Origin of the sequence: Anaerocolumna sp. (assembly GCF_032079385.1) — a bacterium.
Classification (GTDB): Bacteria; Bacillota; Clostridia; order Lachnospirales; family Lachnospiraceae; genus Anaerocolumna.
Genome location: NZ_DAMAUC010000014.1, coordinates 48,369 through 66,527 on the forward strand (window position 1 = coordinate 48,369; position 18,159 = coordinate 66,527).

The 18,159-nt window shown below is 38.9% G+C and carries 14 protein-coding genes; 4 read left to right on the forward strand and 10 right to left on the reverse strand.

Annotated features, from left to right (window positions below; genetic code table 11):
- Window positions 1-102 precede the first annotated feature (102 nt).
- From RT261_RS12650 to greA, 10 genes are all read right to left on the reverse strand, one after another.
- The gene (locus tag RT261_RS12650) at window positions 103-246 is read right to left on the reverse strand and encodes a hypothetical protein (RefSeq protein WP_313132980.1); all 144 of its coding nucleotides are present in this window, start codon (window positions 244-246) and stop codon (window positions 103-105) included.
- A 71-nt stretch (window positions 247-317) separates the two neighbouring features.
- Window positions 318-1,550, reverse strand: a complete 1,233-nt coding sequence (locus RT261_RS12655; protein ID WP_313132981.1) for a sugar ABC transporter substrate-binding protein — start codon at window positions 1,548-1,550, stop codon at window positions 318-320.
- A 41-nt stretch (window positions 1,551-1,591) separates the two neighbouring features.
- On the reverse strand, window positions 1,592-2,296 hold the full coding sequence (locus tag RT261_RS12660) for a carbohydrate ABC transporter permease (protein WP_313132983.1): 705 nt from the start codon (window positions 2,294-2,296) through the stop codon (window positions 1,592-1,594).
- Window positions 2,283-3,143 carry a carbohydrate ABC transporter permease gene (locus RT261_RS12665; RefSeq protein ID WP_313132985.1) on the reverse strand — a complete coding sequence of 287 codons (861 nt, stop codon included), beginning with the start codon at window positions 3,141-3,143 and terminating at the stop codon, window positions 2,283-2,285. Before RT261_RS12665 ends, RT261_RS12660 begins: the two co-directional genes overlap by 14 nt.
- Window positions 3,144-3,168: 25 nt before the next feature.
- Window positions 3,169-4,824 carry an alpha,alpha-phosphotrehalase gene (gene treC / locus RT261_RS12670; protein ID WP_313132986.1) on the reverse strand — a complete coding sequence of 552 codons (1,656 nt, stop codon included), beginning with the start codon at window positions 4,822-4,824 and terminating at the stop codon, window positions 3,169-3,171.
- Window positions 4,825-5,080: 256 nt separating this feature from the next.
- Entirely contained in the window at window positions 5,081-5,812 is a 732-nt protein-coding gene (treR, locus tag RT261_RS12675) for a trehalose operon repressor (RefSeq protein ID WP_313133044.1), read from the reverse strand.
- A gap of 341 nt (window positions 5,813-6,153) precedes the next feature.
- The gene (locus tag RT261_RS12680; protein ID WP_313132987.1) at window positions 6,154-8,157 is read right to left on the reverse strand and encodes a methyl-accepting chemotaxis protein; all 2,004 of its coding nucleotides are present in this window, start codon (window positions 8,155-8,157) and stop codon (window positions 6,154-6,156) included.
- A 274-nt stretch (window positions 8,158-8,431) separates the two neighbouring features.
- Window positions 8,432-8,791: a hypothetical protein gene (locus tag RT261_RS12685; protein ID WP_313132989.1), complete on the reverse strand. Its 360-nt coding sequence runs from the start codon at window positions 8,789-8,791 to the stop codon at window positions 8,432-8,434.
- 65 nt (window positions 8,792-8,856) lie between these two features.
- Window positions 8,857-10,335 (reverse strand): lysine--tRNA ligase, encoded by a 1,479-nt coding sequence (gene lysS / locus RT261_RS12690; protein WP_313133045.1) that lies wholly within the window; start codon window positions 10,333-10,335, stop codon window positions 8,857-8,859.
- Window positions 10,336-10,465: 130 nt separating this feature from the next.
- Window positions 10,466-10,948: a transcription elongation factor GreA gene (greA, locus tag RT261_RS12695; protein WP_313132990.1), complete on the reverse strand. Its 483-nt coding sequence runs from the start codon at window positions 10,946-10,948 to the stop codon at window positions 10,466-10,468.
- Window positions 10,949-11,521: 573 nt separating this feature from the next.
- Between greA and nifJ the strand changes: the two genes are divergently transcribed.
- From nifJ to RT261_RS12715, 4 genes are all read left to right on the forward strand, one after another.
- The gene (gene nifJ / locus RT261_RS12700) at window positions 11,522-15,049 is read left to right on the forward strand and encodes a pyruvate:ferredoxin (flavodoxin) oxidoreductase (protein WP_313132991.1); all 3,528 of its coding nucleotides are present in this window, start codon (window positions 11,522-11,524) and stop codon (window positions 15,047-15,049) included.
- A gap of 261 nt (window positions 15,050-15,310) precedes the next feature.
- The gene (locus RT261_RS12705; RefSeq protein ID WP_313132992.1) at window positions 15,311-15,571 is read left to right on the forward strand and encodes a hypothetical protein; all 261 of its coding nucleotides are present in this window, start codon (window positions 15,311-15,313) and stop codon (window positions 15,569-15,571) included.
- A 157-nt stretch (window positions 15,572-15,728) separates the two neighbouring features.
- The gene (locus RT261_RS12710) at window positions 15,729-16,049 is read left to right on the forward strand and encodes a hypothetical protein (protein WP_313132994.1); all 321 of its coding nucleotides are present in this window, start codon (window positions 15,729-15,731) and stop codon (window positions 16,047-16,049) included.
- Window positions 16,050-16,123: 74 nt separating this feature from the next.
- Window positions 16,124-18,091, forward strand: coding sequence for a DUF4430 domain-containing protein (locus RT261_RS12715; protein WP_313132995.1), 1,968 nt, complete (start codon window positions 16,124-16,126; stop codon window positions 18,089-18,091).
- Window positions 18,092-18,159 lie beyond the last annotated feature (68 nt).

The window sequence follows — 18,159 nt, forward strand, 5'->3', positions numbered from 1 at the left end:
ATCTTCTGTTTCTATAGACACTCTTCTTCCTTTTCTCTATTACGCCAAAAAGGACACCTTTCTAAATTCCTTTAGAAAAATGTCCCAAATAGTGCTTTCTTATTAAATTTGACCGTATTCCAATGCACAAAAGAAATCTTCATCTAATTCATTTGCTTTATCATTACCAGCTGTACGATGCGCTTCCTGTGCTTCCAAACGGCCTCTTTGATCAATTGGATCATTCGTTTTGAGGGCATTCGCCATTTTCTTTTCACAATGAAAAATTCAAAACACTCTATAAATTCTGGATTATGTCTTACCGATAACCCCATTTTTTACTTGCTCTTATTCTTTGCCGCCTCTATCTGAGCCGCGTATTTATCCAGCGTTATCTTTACATCTTTTCCCTCTACCAGAGTCTCCTTAAGTGCATCATTGATTGCCTGCTGAACTTCTGACCAATAAGGGACATTAGGAAGCGGTTCCGCTGCTGCAAGGGCAGCCTGTGTTGCCTCAAAGTATGGCTTCTGCCACTCCTCCGCCTCTGCGTAAGCGTCATCTCTAAAGGATGCCCAACCATTGTCCCGCATCAGGATTTCCTGTACTTCTTTGCTTTCTAAATACTGAATAAACTTTACTGCCAGCTCTTTGTTAGGGGAGCCTACAGGAATGCCCAGCATCTCGCCACCCAGAGTCTTTACAAACCCGTTCGGACCGGAGAACCCTGCATAAGCTTTGATCTCTGTCTTGCCACCATCTTTCACGATGATGTTGGCGCCATAAGGCCAGTTAGGTGCGTAGTAGACCTCGTCCTTAGCTAGAAATCCATTTGTGCTGCTAAAGCTGGCCTTGATTGTGTTTTCCGACAGCTCCGGCCACAGTTTCTGTAAGTAAGTAAATGCCTGGATAGAACCTTCGTCGTTCAATACCAGCGGATCTCCACCAGCGGATCGGATAAACTCCGCTGCCTCGATGATATCCCCGCTCATCTTAATTTTCAGGGCAACTCTGCCGATGCCCTCCTTCTCTTTCAGTATCTTTGCAGTTTCATACAACTCTTCCCAGGTTGTTGGGGCAGTGAGACCATACTCCCTGAATTTATTCTCATTATAATAGTTAATCTCAGCGTTGGGACGGTAAGGCATAAAATAAGTCTTTCCGTCAAACTCCCCAGCCTGCGCAAGCTTTCCAATACTCTCAGCCGGAATCAGTGACGTATATTCGGACAAATCCTCTACCAGACCGTTATACACCAACGTAGATAAGTTATTCACGTCCTGAGCAATTAAATCAATCTCCATCTTTCCGGCTCCATTCATGGCCTCCAGCTTCTTCACCACATCGGAAGCTTCCACCTGGATGGCTTCCACCTTCACGCCGTTGTCTTTCTCAAAGTTCGGTATTACGGACTTCTTCATAACCGCCCACTCCTCCTCACTGAGCGCCATAGTCACACGAAGTGTCTTGGAGGTATCCGCTTTTCCGCCACCTCCGCAGCCGGTCAAAAGTCCCATCGCTATCATCATTCCAACCGCTCCTGCCGCAATCTGTCTCAATCCTTTTTTCATAATTGTTTCCTCCTTTTTTCTCTTTTTTATAACAAGCACGGCTAACCTTTCACCGCCCCTGATAAATAGCCTGATTTTAAATATCTCTGTAAAATAAATGTAATGATAATCACCGGTATCGCAAGGATGGTGGCATATGCCGCCTGCTGGAAAAATCCTCCACGCTGCACATAATAGTAAACTCCCAGTGGAAGAGTTTTGGTGGACAATGATAAATACAACGCGTAGGTAAACTCATTCCAAGAATTTAGCCACACGTAGAGGCCAGATACGGCGATCCCCTGCATGGCCACCGGGAAAATCACATCAAGCAGTGTTCTCATCCTATTAGCCCCATCGATTTCCGCTGCCTCCTCCAGTTCCTTGGGGATAGCAGAGAATGTAGAAACCAGAATCCATGCCATAAACGGCATCTGGCCGATCAGGTGTGCCATAATCAGCCCCTTGTTCAGCCGCGAGATAGCGTAGGATGCCGGTGCTACCACAATAATGGCAATTATCATAGTGGTTGTGGCCACCATCAGACTCTTTGAAAACGGTCCCCAAAGATTTCCGGATTCCAGAACGCCCTTCCAATGCTCCAGTGTAAAACTGTGAGGCAAAAGCGTTGGGTGCTGGGTCAAAATTTCCGCCGAGGTTCCGAAGGAAATCTTAATAATAATATATAAGGGAATTACCATAAACAAACAAATCAGAAACGCAAGTACCGCAAATGCGGATTTTTTGATTGTCTTATTCCGAAACACTGAATCCTTCCCCCTTATCGATAAATTTTATATACAAGAACGCAAACAGCAGAATAATCATAAGCAGAATCGTAGACGCCGCTCCTGAGGCGTTTGGATTGTTCATGGAGTACTCCTCGTAAGCGTAGGTCGCCACAAACGGTATAGACTGGCCCACCAGAACCTGGGGCAGCTCAAATATACGGAATGCGTCCACCGCCCGGAATAAAAGTGCCATGGTGACTGTGGGCTTTAACAGTGGAAGCGTAATCTTCTGAAATGCCTGCCACGCCGTGGCTCCGTCAATGCCAGATGCCTCATATAAATCCCCTGAAATAGATTCCAATCCGGAAAGAAGCAGAAGAATCATGGTAGGCAGCACTTTCCAGGTGTCCGCGGCTATCACCACAAAAAGACCTCTTAAGCCTCCGCTTGTCCAGTCTATAGGAGTAGTGATTAACCCAATCCGGAACAGCACCTCGTTTAAATATCCTGATGTGCCAAAGATATATAAGGCGATAACACCGGAGACCAGCGTGGGAATACCCATAGGCATCAACACCAGCGCACGCACGATTCCTTTTCCTTTAAATCTTGCTTTCAGCACCAGCGCGATACCAAGCCCCATCACCAGCTGAACCATAAGACTTACCAGCGCTGTAAATACCGTATTCCCGATGGACTGAAGGAAGTTTGGACGGCTGAACAGATACCGGTAGTTGGCCAGAGAAAATGCCCCGGAATAATCATCCTGAAATCCCATAATAATTGACTGAATGATGGGAACGATTGTAAAACCCAGAATATACAGACTCATAGGAAGCACCAGCATTATCTCAAAGCAATACTTCTTCAATAATTGTTTCATTTTAATCCTCCTTTTCCTGCATGAATCATTTTCTATGCCTGTAGAATACCAGTGCTTCATAGGGTCGCAGTCTCATTCCCCCCCTCAGCTCCTTGGTGCCTTCATAGTTGCTCAACAGACACCGATACCCTTCTGTCTCCAGCTCCAACTCCACTTCAGTCTCTCTTCCATAGAAATTACATAGTACCACCAGACTCTCCGATTGGTATTCTCTCCTATAAGCCAGCACCGCCAGATGCTCCTTTACAAGGGGCTCGATATCTCCTACGGCTACCACATCGTATTCCTTACGTATTCTGATTAACCTCTTATAATGTTCTAAAATCGAATCCTCATCCTTCATCTGGGATGATACATGAATTCGCTCATAATTTTCGTTCACCGGAATCCAGGGAGTTCCCTCTGTAAAACCTGCGTTCTCCTCTTTACTCCATTGCATGGGGGTACGGCTGTTGTCCCTTGAGTGAACGCCCATGATACCATAGGCATTGGCTTCGCTGATTCCTTTGTCTTTAAGTATCTTAAAATGATTCAGGCTCTCCACATCACGGTACTGAGCGATATCTGTAAATCCGGCATTAGTCATACCAATCTCCTCCCCCTGGTAGATATAGGGTGTCCCCCGTAGACAGTGGATCGCTGTTGCCAACATCTTAGCCGACTCCTTCCAGTACTCTCCATCATCGCCAAACCTTGACACTACCCGGGGCTGGTCGTGATTACACCAGAATACCGCATTCCATGCATCATGCTCTGCCATCTGGACTTGCCAGTCAAACAGAATCTCCTTTAGCTTTTTAAAGTCAAAGGGTACCAGCACCCATTTCTCATTCCCCACGTAGTCTACTTTCATATGATGGAAGTTGAACACCATGGACAGTTCATGGGTCTCGCTTCCCGCGTAGGAGAAGCAGTGTTCCATTTTCGTGCTGTTCATCTCCCCCACTGTCACAATCTGAGTGTCGGTACCGAAGGTGGCCTCGTTTAATTCCCTTATATACTCATGGACTTTGGGTCCGTCCGTGTAGAACCTTCTGCCATCTCCTTCGTTATCATCCAGGAACTCGCCCTTACTGATTAAGTTGATTACATCAAAGCGGAATCCCTTCACACCCTTTTCCATCCAGAAACGGACTACTTTTTTTAATTCTTCCCGAACTGCCGGGTTTTCCCAGTTTAAATCCGGTTGGGTTACGTCAAACACATGCAGGTAATACTCGTCAAACTCCGGCACGTACTCCCAGGCACTTCCACCGAACTTGCTGGCCCAGTTGGTGGGTGGCCGCCCCTTGTCTCTTCCTTTTTTGAAGATAAAATACTGCTTATATATCTCGTCGCCTGCCAATGCCTTCTGAAACCACTCATGGCGGCTGGATACGTGATTGAACACCATGTCCAACATCACCTTCAAGCCACGTTTTTCTGCCTCTTGGATCAGCTCCTCAAAATCCTCCATGGTACCATACCGCGGGTCTACACGGTAGTAATCCTCCACGTCGTACCCGTTATCCTTTTGGGGTGATACAAAGAAGGGGGTAAGCCAGATGTAATCCACTCCCAGTTCCCGTATGTAATCCAACTTCCCGGTTACACCTTTTAAATCTCCCAGACCGTCACCATTGCTGTCCATAAATGATTTTGGATAAATCTGATAAACACAACTCTTTTTGAAATTCTGCATTACATTGTACTTCTCCTCAACTCTTTTATTTCTTGCTTAACTTGTTTAAACAACATTTTTTATGTTCTTACTATATCTTGTTTAAACATCATTGTCAAGAACTTTTTTAATTAACTTTCTCCTTTTTTAATTATTTTTTCCCTTTTTTAATTATTTTTTCCTTTTTTAATTAATTTCCTCCTTGAAATTTTCTTCTTGATAATCAAAAAACAGGTCTCCGGTTTTTAGCCGTCTGACCTGTTCTCCTGTGATCTTATTATTCTCTTTCATGTAACCGCTGTGCCTGATCATAAAATGCGAAACAGTCTGGACGGTGGCGGGATTGGGTATACTCAAACATGATCCCTTCTGCGTTGAAAGTGTGGCTGCTGACCACCGCCACACAGTTGTATCCCTTCATGTTCAAATATGTCTCATCTAACTGGGTGATTCGCTCCACTGTCATCTTTCTCTTGGTGGTTGCGATGGTCACACCCAGGTCCTTCTCCAAATACTCATAAATCGACTGTTCCGCAATTTTGGGGGTTAATCCGCCCGCCACATCCCGGCGCATATAGTTGTGATCAATAATCAGGGCTTCCCCCTCCACATACCGGACACGCTGTATATAATAGATTTCCGTCCCTAATGGAAACAGAATCTTTTTCCTCATCTTTTCATCCACCGTAAGTTCCGCAAAACAGATGACTTTTGTACGATACTCCATATGATTTCTGGCCGCTGCCTCTTTGAGACTCTCGATTCCGCCCAATACAAACTCTGCCTGGTTCTCCTTCTGATATATGACAACCACACCCTTACCATGGATACTTTGGACATATCCTTCCGTCCCCAACTGGCTGATAGCCCGTCGTATCGTATTTCGAGAGCAATCATAGTCCTCAATCAACGTGTATTCTGACGGAATCAACTCCTGAAATCCGTAAACTTCTTCCTCTATTTTCTGTTTCAAATCCTGATATATCTTATCATATTTTTTTACTGCCATAATCTCCACCTCATTTTTTCTGCTTGTTTATACAACCATTATAACTAATATAACCCTTTTTTCAAGATGATTTTTCTTAGGACGCTTATCCGTACTCAGGTTCTACAAAAATAGAGATTCCAAAAAGCAGTCCATTTGCCAGCATTGACACGGGCAAGCCACCTAAATTATGCTCTGGTTTTTCAATATGCTCCTGTTCCCCAAAAATTAAGGTATTAATCTTATCATCCTTTTACATCTTAAACTCACTAAAAAATGGCAACTAATAGTAAAACCATACTATCAATTGCCACAATTCACAATCAAAATTAATAATTTATATTTAAGATAAAAATTTTAATTTATTGCTGTATTTTAAATTTCCTTACTTCTAATCCTAACCGATCCGCAAGTTTCTTTAGATTCTCTGAATATCTCGCAAACTCTTCCATTGTTGCATTTATTTCTTCTGTTGAAGCGGTTACTTCTTCTGACGCTGAAGCCGTTTCTTCCGATACCGATGAAATATTTTCTATGGCTGCCAAAAGGGATGACTTATTTTCATTGGTAATTAAAATTGAACTTCTGATTTCTTTCACTTTGATTGTCATATTCTCAATTGCTTTTAATATATCATCAAATATTTCTTGGGTTTGAACTACTGCTATATCTTGCTCATCTACCACTTGCTTAGTAATTTTTATTGATTCAGCTGCTATCGCTGCCTTTGTTTGAATATTCTCTACTATTCCCTTAATCTCTTCAGTAGAATTTTTTGATTCCTCTGCAAGTTTCCTAATTTCACTTGCTACAACTGCAAATCCTTTTCCTGCATCTCCTGCTCTCGCAGCTTCGATACTAGCATTCAAAGATAACAAATTTGTTTGTGCCGTAATCGTTGCAAGGGCATCTGAAATATTACCTATATGTAATGAACTTTCATACATCTCCTCAATAATAGTATTAACTTCATCGGTAGATGTTTTTGTCTTATTTGACTTTTCTCTTAGCGCCTCTACCATTTCTAGCCCGGTAGAGCTCAATCCTTTTGTACCGTTTGATATTGTATCCATTTCTATTGAATTACTGTTGATTTCATCTAACTGTTTGGACAGGCTTTCCATTCCATTTACACCTTCTTGTGCGTCACTGGCCTGTGTAACAGCACCTTTTGATACTTCATCAATTGCTTTAGCCACTTCTCCAACTGCCAGTGTTACCTCTGAAGACATAGTAGCTAAACTTGAGGAGGTTTCCATAACTGTATCGGATGAATTTATTACATTCCCCAAGAGCATAGAAACATCTTTAAGCATAGAATTAAAGGAATTCGCCAAATCACTAAATTCATCTTTTGTCTTTGCCTTAATATAAACTGTAAAATCTCCTTCTGATGCTTTCGAAAATACATGCATAAGCATTTTTATGTTTTTCGAAATACCGGAACTTAAAAACAATGAAACAACAACAGATATTAATCCCATAATACCGATAATAGTAAAAGTAGTGTTTAATATAGACCTTGTATCATCTGTCAGTTCACTTTCATTAAGTGTAGCCACTAGCTTCCAGCCTGTTATATTATTAGTCTGAAATACACCAAATACATTCTCTTCATTGTATTTATACTCAACAAATCCATTATCATTCTCCTTTGCCTGGGACCAGAACGATAACTTTGCAGCTGTATCCGTGTTTCTTAATTTTGTATCAGGATGGGCAATGATTTTTCCATCTTTATCCGCCAGAAAAATATACCCTGTATTTCCAACCTGTTTTTCAGCAATCTTATTGGTTAAGGTTGCTAAAGAACAGTCAATGGCAACCACGCCTACAATCTGTCCATTTATTACAACAGCTTTTGCTATAGTTATAATATTATCTCCAGTAAATGCATCTACATATGGTGAGGTTAATACAACATTATCCTTATCATTAATAGCCTGTTGATACCATGACCTTGAAGTAGGATCGTATCCCTCTGGTAGTTCTGTATCAGGATAAATAATTGTTTCTTTTGTTTCCAATCCATAATATAGACTCAGAATATCTTTATTATGTTCTTTTACATTCCCAAGTAATTCTTTTATAAAAGTTGAGTTTTCACCCTCATTAATATGTATAAAATGATAATTATCTGCCGTTATTGAAATCACTTGTATCATACCGCTAAAATATTCTTGTAAGCTATCATTTATCTGCGATAGTGTTTGTGTACTTGCTAATGTCAGTTTCTCATTTAATTTTGACTTTGACTGATAATAAGACCCCATTCCTAAAATTAGCAATGGAACAATGCATAAAGAAATCATTCCTGAAACTAGTTTGATACGAATCGTGTTAATTTTGAATTTTCTTTTTTTCATAGTCTTACCATATTGATGCATAGAAAAGCAACAATATTTTCTCCTTTCCATGAATATAATATGACACTAGCTTAACAACTTATATAGAGTTTCTTTAACTATCTTCAAACAAATTATACGACATTTTTACCAATTTTTCAACATAATTCTTTATAAACTTTAACATACAAAAAAAGGCTATGTACTAATTCTTAGTGCAATAGCCCTATAAAATTTAAATTTTTAATTAAAACTATGTGCAAAATTTCTGTTTGCCCACATAACACTCCACAAATCAAATCAATTCTTTTATCTTATCAACCAAAGTAATATCCGCCGGCAACCATTCCACAGTATCCAACGACACCTTATCCAGCCGCTTATCTGAAACCAAATAAGAAAAGTTCCTCATTCCCGTCTTATCATCCATTATCTCACCATCGATTTCGATATCAGTTATTCCAAAATAATGGAATGGACATAGTAAATCCTCTTTTAGTGCATGCTGCAACCTTAAAGTACATTTGCTTCTTGTTTTACCTCGTATATAACAAGGAAACCCCATCAGACAGATTTCTCTATCTAATGAGGTTCTAGTTGTCATATCGTCTGATTCCACATCATCTTTATTAATTTCTGACATCGAAACCGACATCGTTTGGCGTAAAATTGGCGTATGGCGTGGTGTTCAAACCTCGCAAATCCAGTATTTAAGCCACTTTATTTATCCAAACTCTTCATCGTAGGGAATAACAACACATCCCTAATAGCCGCCGAATCCGTCAACAACATTACAAATCTGTCGATTCCAATTCCAATACCACCTGTAGGAGGCATACCGTATTCCAACGCATTTAAGAAATCTTCATCCATGGAATTAGCTTCCTCGTCACCTGCTGCGCGAAGTGCTTCCTGTGCTTCAAAACGTCCCTTTTGATCAATTGGATCATTTAATTCAGAGAAAGCATTTGCCATTTCTCTCTTGGTAATAAATAATTCAAAACGTTCTGTAAAGTTAGGATCCGATGGTTTTCTCTTGGCAAGTGGTGAAATTTCAACAGGATGATCCATAATAAAGGTAGGCTGAACTAAGTTCTCCTCTACAAATTCTTCGAAGAATAAGTTGATAATATCACCTTTTTTATGACGATCTTCATATTTAATATGATGTTGATCAGCCAGTGCCTTTGCTTCTTCTTCCGTGTTAATAGTTGTAAAATCAACACCAGAATATTTCTTAACCGCATCCAGCATAGTTAATCTTTCGAATGGTTTTGCCAAATCGATTTCAACACCATCATAAGTGATTGTAGTAGTACCCAGAACATTATTAGCAACTGTTCTGAATAATTCTTCTACCAAATCCATCATTCCATAGTAATCTGTATATGCCTGATATAATTCTAATAAAGTAAACTCAGGATTATGTCTTACAGACAAACCTTCGTTTCTAAATACTCTGCCGATTTCGTAAACTCTTTCCAAACCGCCAACAATTAGTCTCTTTAAGTATAACTCAAGAGATATTCTTAAATGTAGATCTTCATCCAAGGCATTGTGATGTGTATTAAATGGCCTTGCAGCCGCTCCACCTGCATTTGGTACTAAAACAGGGGTTTCCACTTCAATAAATTCCCTATTATCTAAATAGTTACGAATTTCTCTAATGATGAAAGAACGTTTGATAAAGGTATCCTTTACTTCAGGATTCACAATTAAATCCACATAACGCTGTCTGTAACGAATATCCGTATCTTTCAGTCCATGGAACTTTTCAGGAAGAATTTGGAGGCTTTTGGATAAAAGAACAACTTCTGTAGCTTTTACAGATACTTCGCCTGTATGAGTCCTAAACACCTGACCTTTAACGCCTACAATGTCACCTACATCGAACTTTTTAAAGTCAGCGTAAACCTCATCCCCTACTTCATCTCTTTTTACATAAATCTGAATTCTGCCTTTTTTATCCTGAACATTACAAAAAGAAGCTTTTCCCATTACTCTTTTTGACATAAGACGTCCGGCAATGGATACTTCCTTGCCTTCCAATGTTTCAAACTGTTCTGCAATTTTTGCAGAATGATGGGTTACATCATATTTCATAATCTGAAACGGGTCTTTTCCATTCTCTTTTAAATCAGCTAGCTTTTCTCTTCTAACTTTTAAAAGCTCATTCAAATCCTGTCCATCTTGTTGCATTTTTTCTTCCGCCACAATATCCTTCCTTTCTGTCCATTACCAAGTAACTCTTCCTTGAAACAACGCTGTCTTATGTAGACAGCAAACATTTTTACTTATATTCACATATAACAAGTTACATTTCAAAGAATTAATTGGATCTTTGAATTTCTAAAATCTTGTATTGTATCGTACCTGAATGTGTCTCAACATTAACAATATCGCCAATTCTTGCACCGAGAAGTGCCTGACCAACTGGCGATTCATTAGAAATTTTACCTTTTAAACTGTTTGCCTCTGTGGAACCAACGATCTTGTATTCCATCTCTTCGTTGTATTCCAAATCCAAAATTTTAACTTTACATCCTATATTAATAACGTCTACATCGACTTCGTCTTCTACAACTACTTCTGCATTCTTTAGAATTCTTTCTATTTCTTCAATTCTTGCTTCAATATCCCTTTGTTCATCTTTTGCTGCATCGTATTCAGCATTCTCCGATAAATCTCCCTGTTCTCTAGCTTCTTTGATTTTCTCAGCTACTGCTTTTCTTCTGTTCACCTTCAAATCCTGAAGCTCTTCCTCTAATTGTCTTAAACCCTCATAGGTCAATATGTTCTTTTTGTCTACCATATTATAAACACCCTTCCTCCGTTTAATCAGTATTACGATACATTCAAAGTATTATAACTTATGAAATGTTCCTTGTCAACAACTTAACTAAGATTTCCTATTATAAGCAATACCGCTTATAATTTATATTTAATGCAGTTTAATTATATAAAATATAGAATTATAATGTTATATGTTATATGCTAAATAAAATATAACGTTACATATTTTAAAGGTAGAAAAGAAGGCAAGATTTTACCTTTGTTTTCGTAGCAAAAATTATAAACTTCTTTTTATGAACCTCCTTTAAACTATTGTATATAATATCATGCATTAGACAAAAATATACCATAAAAATAGTATAAATAATTACTAATTTCTTTATAAACTCAAAATTTTAATCAAATTCTAATACTTTTTTTACTTTTAATTTCTAAGAAAGACTTTACACAACACCGCTTTAGTGGTACTCTATAAATGGATATTTTATTAAATATTTTAACTGTGATTGAGGCGCAAAAGGTGACTCTTTTCTTTTGTTGTCTTTTTACTTTGTAACTCAATTACTTATTTTTACAAGGAGGATAATATAACATGGCTAGAAAAATGAAAACCATGGATGGAAATAACGCTGCTGCTCACGTGTCTTACGCATTTACTGATGTTGCAGCAATCTATCCAATCACACCTTCTTCCGTTATGGCTGAGGTAACAGATGCTTGGGCTGTTCAAGGAAGAAAAAACATCTTCGGTCACGAAGTTCATGTAACTGAAATGCAATCAGAGGCCGGTGCTGCTGGTGCTGTACACGGTTCTTTATCTGCGGGTGCATTAACCACAACATTTACTGCTTCCCAAGGTTTATTATTAATGATTCCTAATATGTACAAAATGGCTGGTGAATTATTACCATGTGTTATTGACGTTTCTGCACGTACTGTTGCAAGTCACGCATTATCAATTTTTGGTGATCATTCCGATATTTATGCTTGTCGTCAAACCGGTTTCGCTTTCCTTTGCTCCGGCAATGTTCAGGAAGTTATGGACTTAGGCGCAGTAGCTCATCTTGCTACAATCAAAGGACGTGTTCCATTTGTACATTTCTTTGATGGTTTTAGAACTTCTCATGAAATTCAAAAAGTCGAAACTTGGGATTATGAAGATTTAAAAGAATTAGCAGATCTGGATGCTGTAAATGCTTTCCGTCGTAATGCTAATAATCCAGAACATCCAGTAACTCGTGGTACTGCTCAAAACGCTGACGTTTTCTTCCAGGCAAGAGAAGCAAGCAACAAATACTATGATGCAGTTCCTGGCTTAGTGGAAGACTATATGAATAAAGTAAATGCCAAAATTGGCACTGACTATAAATTATTTAACTATTACGGTGCAGCAGATGCTGAACATGTAATCGTTGCAATGGGTTCAGTATGTGATACCATTGAAGAAACCATTGATTACTTATTAGCTGCTGGTAAAAAAGTTGGTCTTGTAAAAGTTAGATTGTACAGACCATTCAGTGCAAAACATTTAATTGATGCGATTCCTGAATCTGCAAAACAAATCAGTGTATTAGACAGAACAAAAGAACCAGGTGCACTTGGTGAACCTCTATATCTTGATGTTGTTGCAGCATTAAGAGATTCTAAGTTCCATAATACACCTATATTCACAGGACGTTATGGTTTAGCTTCCAAAGATACCACTCCTGCACAAATCATTGCAGTATACAAGAATACCGAGAAGAAACAATTTACAGTTGGTATTGTTGATGATGTAACAAATCTTTCTCTTGATATTACAGAGAATCCTAATACAACTCCGGAACACACAATTAGCTGTAAATTCTGGGGACTTGGTGCTGACGGTACTGTTGGTGCTAACAAGAACTCTATCAAAATCATCGGTGATCATACAGATATGTATGCACAAGCTTATTTCTCATATGATTCAAAGAAATCCGGCGGTGTAACTATCTCTCACTTACGTTTTGGTAAAGATCCAATTAAAGCAACTTATTTAATTAACAAAGCTAACTTTGTTGCTTGCCATAATCCTTCTTACATAAGAAAATACAACATGGTTCAAGACTTAAAGGATAATGGTACTTTCTTACTTAACTGCAGTTGGAATATGGATGAAATCGAAGAACATCTTCCAGGACAGGTAAAACGCTACATAGCAAAACATAATATTAAGTTCTATACTATTGATGGTATTCAGATAGGTAAAGATGTAGGTCTTGGAACTCGTATTAACACAGTACTTCAAGCTGCATTCTTTAAATTAGCTAATATTATTCCTGTTGATGATGCTGTTAAATATATGAAAGACGCTGCAACTGCTACTTATGGCAGAAAAGGTGAAGCAATTGTTAAAATGAATCACGATGCTATTGATCGTGGTATTGCTGGCTTAGTAGAAATTAAAGTTCCTGCTTCCTGGGCAGATGGCTCAGATGAAAGCTTAACTGTAACTGCAACAGGTTCCAGAAAAGGACTTGTAGATTATGTAAATAATGTTCAGAATGCTATTAATGCACAAGACGGTGACAACCTTCCTGTATCCGCATTCGTAGATTATGTAGATGGTACTGCTCCTGCAGGCTCCTCCGCATATGAAAAACGTGGTGTAGCAGTTGATGTATCTACTTGGAATCCAGATAACTGTATCCAATGTAACTTCTGTTCTTACGTTTGTCCTCACGCAGTTATTCGTCCGATTGCTGCAACAGAAGAACAAGCTGCAAACGCTCCTGAAGGTTCAAGATTCCTTGACTTAACAGGTATGCCTGGTTATAAATTTGCAATATCCATATCCACACTTGACTGTACTGGTTGCGGTTCTTGCGTAAATGTATGCCCTGGTAAGAAGGGTGAAAAAGCATTATCCATGCAGCTATTAGAAGAACAGTTAGAAGCTCAGAAACTATTCGATTATGGTGTAGAAATTGGAAATCCTGATGAGGTTGTTGAGAAATTTAAACCTACAACTGTAAAGGGAAGTCAGTTCAAGAAACCATTACTTGAATTCTCCGGTGCTTGTGCTGGATGTGGTGAAACTCCATATGCTAAACTTGCAACACAATTATTCGGTGATAGAATGTACATTGCTAATGCTACAGGATGCTCTTCTATCTGGGGTGGTTCATCACCATCTACACCATATACAGTAGACAAAAACGGACGTGGTCCAGCTTGGTCTAACTCCTTATTCGAGGATAACGCTGAGTATGGCTATGGTATGTCACTTGCTCAAGGAGCTTTAAGAGGACGTTTACTATCTTCCGTTGAAGCACTTTCCAAAGTTGTTGATAATGCAGATGTAAAAGCAGCTTGTGAAAAATACCTTGAAACAAAAGATTCCAGCACATTAAATGCTCCAGCTTCCAGAGAATTAATCTCTGCATTAGAAGCATGTAATTGTGATAATGATTTAAGAGCTGACATCTTAACTAACAAAGATTTCTTATCCAAGAAATCCCAATGGATCTTTGGTGGTGACGGATGGGCTTACGATATCGGATTTGGTGGTTTAGACCATGTAATTGCAAGTGGTCAGGACGTTAACATCCTTGTATTCGATACAGAAATTTACTCCAATACAGGTGGTCAATCTTCTAAATCAACTCCTACCGGTGCTATTGCTCAATTCGCTGCTGGTGGTAAAGAAGTTAAGAAGAAAGACTTAGCAGCAATTGCTATGAGCTATGGTTATGTATACGTTGCTCAAATCGCACAAGGTGCTGACTACAATCAATGCGTAAAAGCATTTGTTGAAGCTGAAAGTTATCCAGGACCATCCATTATCATCGCTTATGCTCCATGTATCAGCCATGGTATCAAAGGTGGTATGAAGGGTGCACAGACTGAAGAAAAACGTGCAGTTCAAGCTGGATACTGGCATTTATTCAGATTCGATCCACGCCTTGCAGAAGAAGGAAAGAATCCATTCCAGTTAGACTCAAAAGCTCCAACTGCTGATTACCAGGAATTCTTACAAAATGAAGTTCGTTATAGTTCACTTGCTCGTTCTAATCCTGAAAAAGCAGCTGAGTTATTTGCTAAGGCTGAACGTGATGCAAAAGCTAAGTACGATAAATTAGTTAAATTAGCAGAATAATATACATTAAAATTAAAGTTTAATACACATATGAATTTGTCATTCTGAGCCTAAAAGGCGAAAAATCTCATTTAGAAAGTGAGTTTCTTCGAGCATAGAATTCAGCTATCCTGAATTTGCTCTCAGAATGACAAAATTCATTTACAAGCTAAATCTATTACAATATAATATTGACTCTTATCAAAATCCTTTTTTTAAAGTTCTAAATAGAAAATAGTGTGAAAAACTTTACACTAACCAATTAAAGAGGAGGAATAATAAATGAAATATGATAATACTATGCTGATTGTTGTAGCAATTGGATTATTCGTTCAGATATTTGCTTCACTACGGAAAAGCTGGTTTTGGGGGCTAATACTTATAGCATTGTCAATTACTCAAGTTATCTATTGGCTAGGCAATCCAATACCAGAAGGTCTTCCTCCAACTATGACTGCACTTAATTCTTTTCCTTGGATGTTAGTTACTATAGTATATTTGGTAATTTATTTTATTTGCCGACATATAAAAAGTAACCGATAATTAGCATTTGGAGTTAATACGCAAGAGGGTAGACCAAATATACGGCCCTCTTGTTAAATGTAGCCTTGCTTTATTTTTGGTTACACTTGTAAATAGTTAATATATAAACCAGTATATCTATAAAGAATTAATCTTATATATGAGGGAGGTATTACCAATGAAAAAATTAAGTAGAGTTATAAGTTTTTTATTATTACTTGTTTTATTATTTCCAATGAGCGTGAAAGTATTTGCAGAATATGACAATGATTCCGCTTATCCTGAGACCAAGCTACAGGGTAAATCCACGTTGACGGAACCTGTAATGGATACGATAACGCTTGTAAAATTAACCGATGGTATGACTCTGCTTGGTAGCAAACTTACTTTTGATGTAATTGCCAGAGACTCGACCGGCGCAAAAATTTGGAGTACCGTAACCATAAATGGCCGGCCGGTAAGAGTTGGGGAGATAGGGTCAAAGACAGTTATACTCTAAACTTTTCAGAGACTGGCGCATATACGGTCGTGGTTACGGCAGGCTCTGCCACGGAGACCTGCACGGTAAATTACGTGAAATCCAATGACGGAGATGTAATTGGTCACGCAGTGGTCTGTGTGGAGATGTTCACAGTAGGCAGTGGGTATCTTATAGAGCCTGTTTTTGTTGAAATCAAAGAAGGAGAAAATGCCGCTAAGGTGCTTGACCGTTTGCTTACAAGTAACAACTTTGATTATGGTAAAACAGGAACGCTTGACTCAAATTTTTATCTTGAAAATATAAGGGGAGATTCGATTTCGTCGATACCAACAGATACTTCATCGATACCCGAAGTATTATTAGAACACATTCCTGAGTTTTACGAACGGAGTACACCAGATTCTCTCGGCGAGTTTGACTACACGTCCGGATCCGGATGGATGTATTGCGTAAATTCTGTTTTTCCTAATGTTGGTTTTGCGGATTATTATCTTGCCGACGGAGACGTGATGCGCGTGCAGTTCACGCTATCGTACGGAATGGATATCGGAGGCAGTAGTTCCATGGGCGGTGGATTTGATGATTTTTACAAGACGCCCGATAAGGATGATATAACAGTATTTCTAGCTAAGTTTAAGCAAGAATACGGATATATCCCAAGCGAATATCTTGACGTCGTAAGTAGACTTAACATACAGGAAATCGAATTTGACGGTGATTATTTTACAGAAGACGAAATATTTAAGCTTGCCAATTATTATATACAGATGTATGAGGATGGTAACTATACAATCCTAGACGAACGAGTTCCATTGTTCGACGCCGCCAATAAATTGTTTGCGTACGCTGTTCCATTTGTAAACAGTTCTAATAAACATGCAGGCCATATTAACATTGGCGCGCTTAAAAATGGCTTGCCATTCTACTTGATAGACTCCGTGGAGTTAAATTATGGTAATATTAAGAACTGTGACAGCAATGGCAATCGTGTCAAATACGCAGTTCCATTTACATATTATTATGAACCTAACAATACCGGAGCATCTGTTGCACAGAATTATTCCCTTAACAATGATAAAAACGCTCTACAAACGGAGTTGACGTCTGAAGAAGAAACTTTTACCAAACAGGAAGAGTTTTTCAATCAGGAAAACGTCATAAAAAATGAAATATTGCTTAAAGAAATAAATCAGCAGGAGGCGGGCATAAACTCCATGATGGCCGCCCCCCATACCCTCGCGGGTCTTTCCAGCGATATTGCGTCCAAAGAGTATGTTAGAATTAAAGAGGGAAATACAATTTATTACGGAGGAGATCAGTCTTGGTGGAATGACAAGAATAACTCTTTCACAAGTCGCTCCGGCAAATCGGGGGCGTGGCTTGAATACCGCGGCTGCGGCGCAGTAGCCTTTGCCGACAATATTCTCTACCATATTCAAAAGGATTACAAGACATACTATAAGCTATTAAAGCATAATGATCATCAAAAATATAATTATGACTTCTGGGTAGGTCAGGTGCCGAACCCAGATTACAAAAATTTTGACGACTGGTTTGCCTATAGCAATGACGCTATAGAAAAAACAGAATATTTGGACTTCCTTGATTTTTACGCGCACCTGGGGAATATACCTCAAATCTATGGCACCTTATCCATTGATATGGAAGCAGCATATTACTGGCTGGCGCAATATACCGACTATACATATATACTCCATAAACCGAAAAGCCAAAAAATAAATGATGTAGAAATGTTTTTGGTCGAGCAACTTAGAAACGATACCCCGGTTTATCTCCAGAATCTGCTCGAAAGAGGGGTGGAAACTCGGTATTTACTAAACGATCCGGTCCAGTCTTCAGCGTTAGGAATTTCAGAAGACGCAAATTTTTGGCTCCACTGGATGACCGTTACGAAGTATTTTAAAAATGGTACCACCGGTAACACTCATGTCGCTTTTTCATCGTGGGGCAGTAGGTTTTCCATTAATGCTGATTTACTGAAGAAAAAAGGAAAATATTATTCAGACTTTTATGCTTACGAAATTTTACAAAAACAATAGAAGACTTGTTAAACGAGCAGATGCGATTAGAAGAACTATTGGAAATACATCATAAGAAATAAAGACGG

Coding starts and splice junctions, on each gene's coding strand:
- RT261_RS12650 (WP_313132980.1), bottom strand. CDS start 246: ATGGCGAATGCCCTCAAAACGAATGATCCAATTGATCAAAGAGGCCGT.
- RT261_RS12655 (WP_313132981.1), bottom strand. CDS start 1,550: ATGAAAAAAGGATTGAGACAGATTGCGGCAGGAGCGGTTGGAATGATG.
- RT261_RS12665 (WP_313132985.1), bottom strand. CDS start 3,143: ATGAAACAATTATTGAAGAAGTATTGCTTTGAGATAATGCTGGTGCTT.
- treC (WP_313132986.1), bottom strand. CDS start 4,824: ATGCAGAATTTCAAAAAGAGTTGTGTTTATCAGATTTATCCAAAATCA.
- treR (WP_313133044.1), bottom strand. CDS start 5,812: ATGGCAGTAAAAAAATATGATAAGATATATCAGGATTTGAAACAGAAA.
- RT261_RS12680 (WP_313132987.1), bottom strand. CDS start 8,157: ATGAAAAAAAGAAAATTCAAAATTAACACGATTCGTATCAAACTAGTT.
- RT261_RS12685 (WP_313132989.1), bottom strand. CDS start 8,791: ATGTCGGTTTCGATGTCAGAAATTAATAAAGATGATGTGGAATCAGAC.
- lysS (WP_313133045.1), bottom strand. CDS start 10,335: ATGCAACAAGATGGACAGGATTTGAATGAGCTTTTAAAAGTTAGAAGA.
- greA (WP_313132990.1), bottom strand. CDS start 10,948: ATGGTAGACAAAAAGAACATATTGACCTATGAGGGTTTAAGACAATTA.
- nifJ (WP_313132991.1), top strand. CDS start 11,522: ATGGCTAGAAAAATGAAAACCATGGATGGAAATAACGCTGCTGCTCAC.
- RT261_RS12705 (WP_313132992.1), top strand. CDS start 15,311: ATGAAATATGATAATACTATGCTGATTGTTGTAGCAATTGGATTATTC.
- RT261_RS12710 (WP_313132994.1), top strand. CDS start 15,729: ATGAAAAAATTAAGTAGAGTTATAAGTTTTTTATTATTACTTGTTTTA.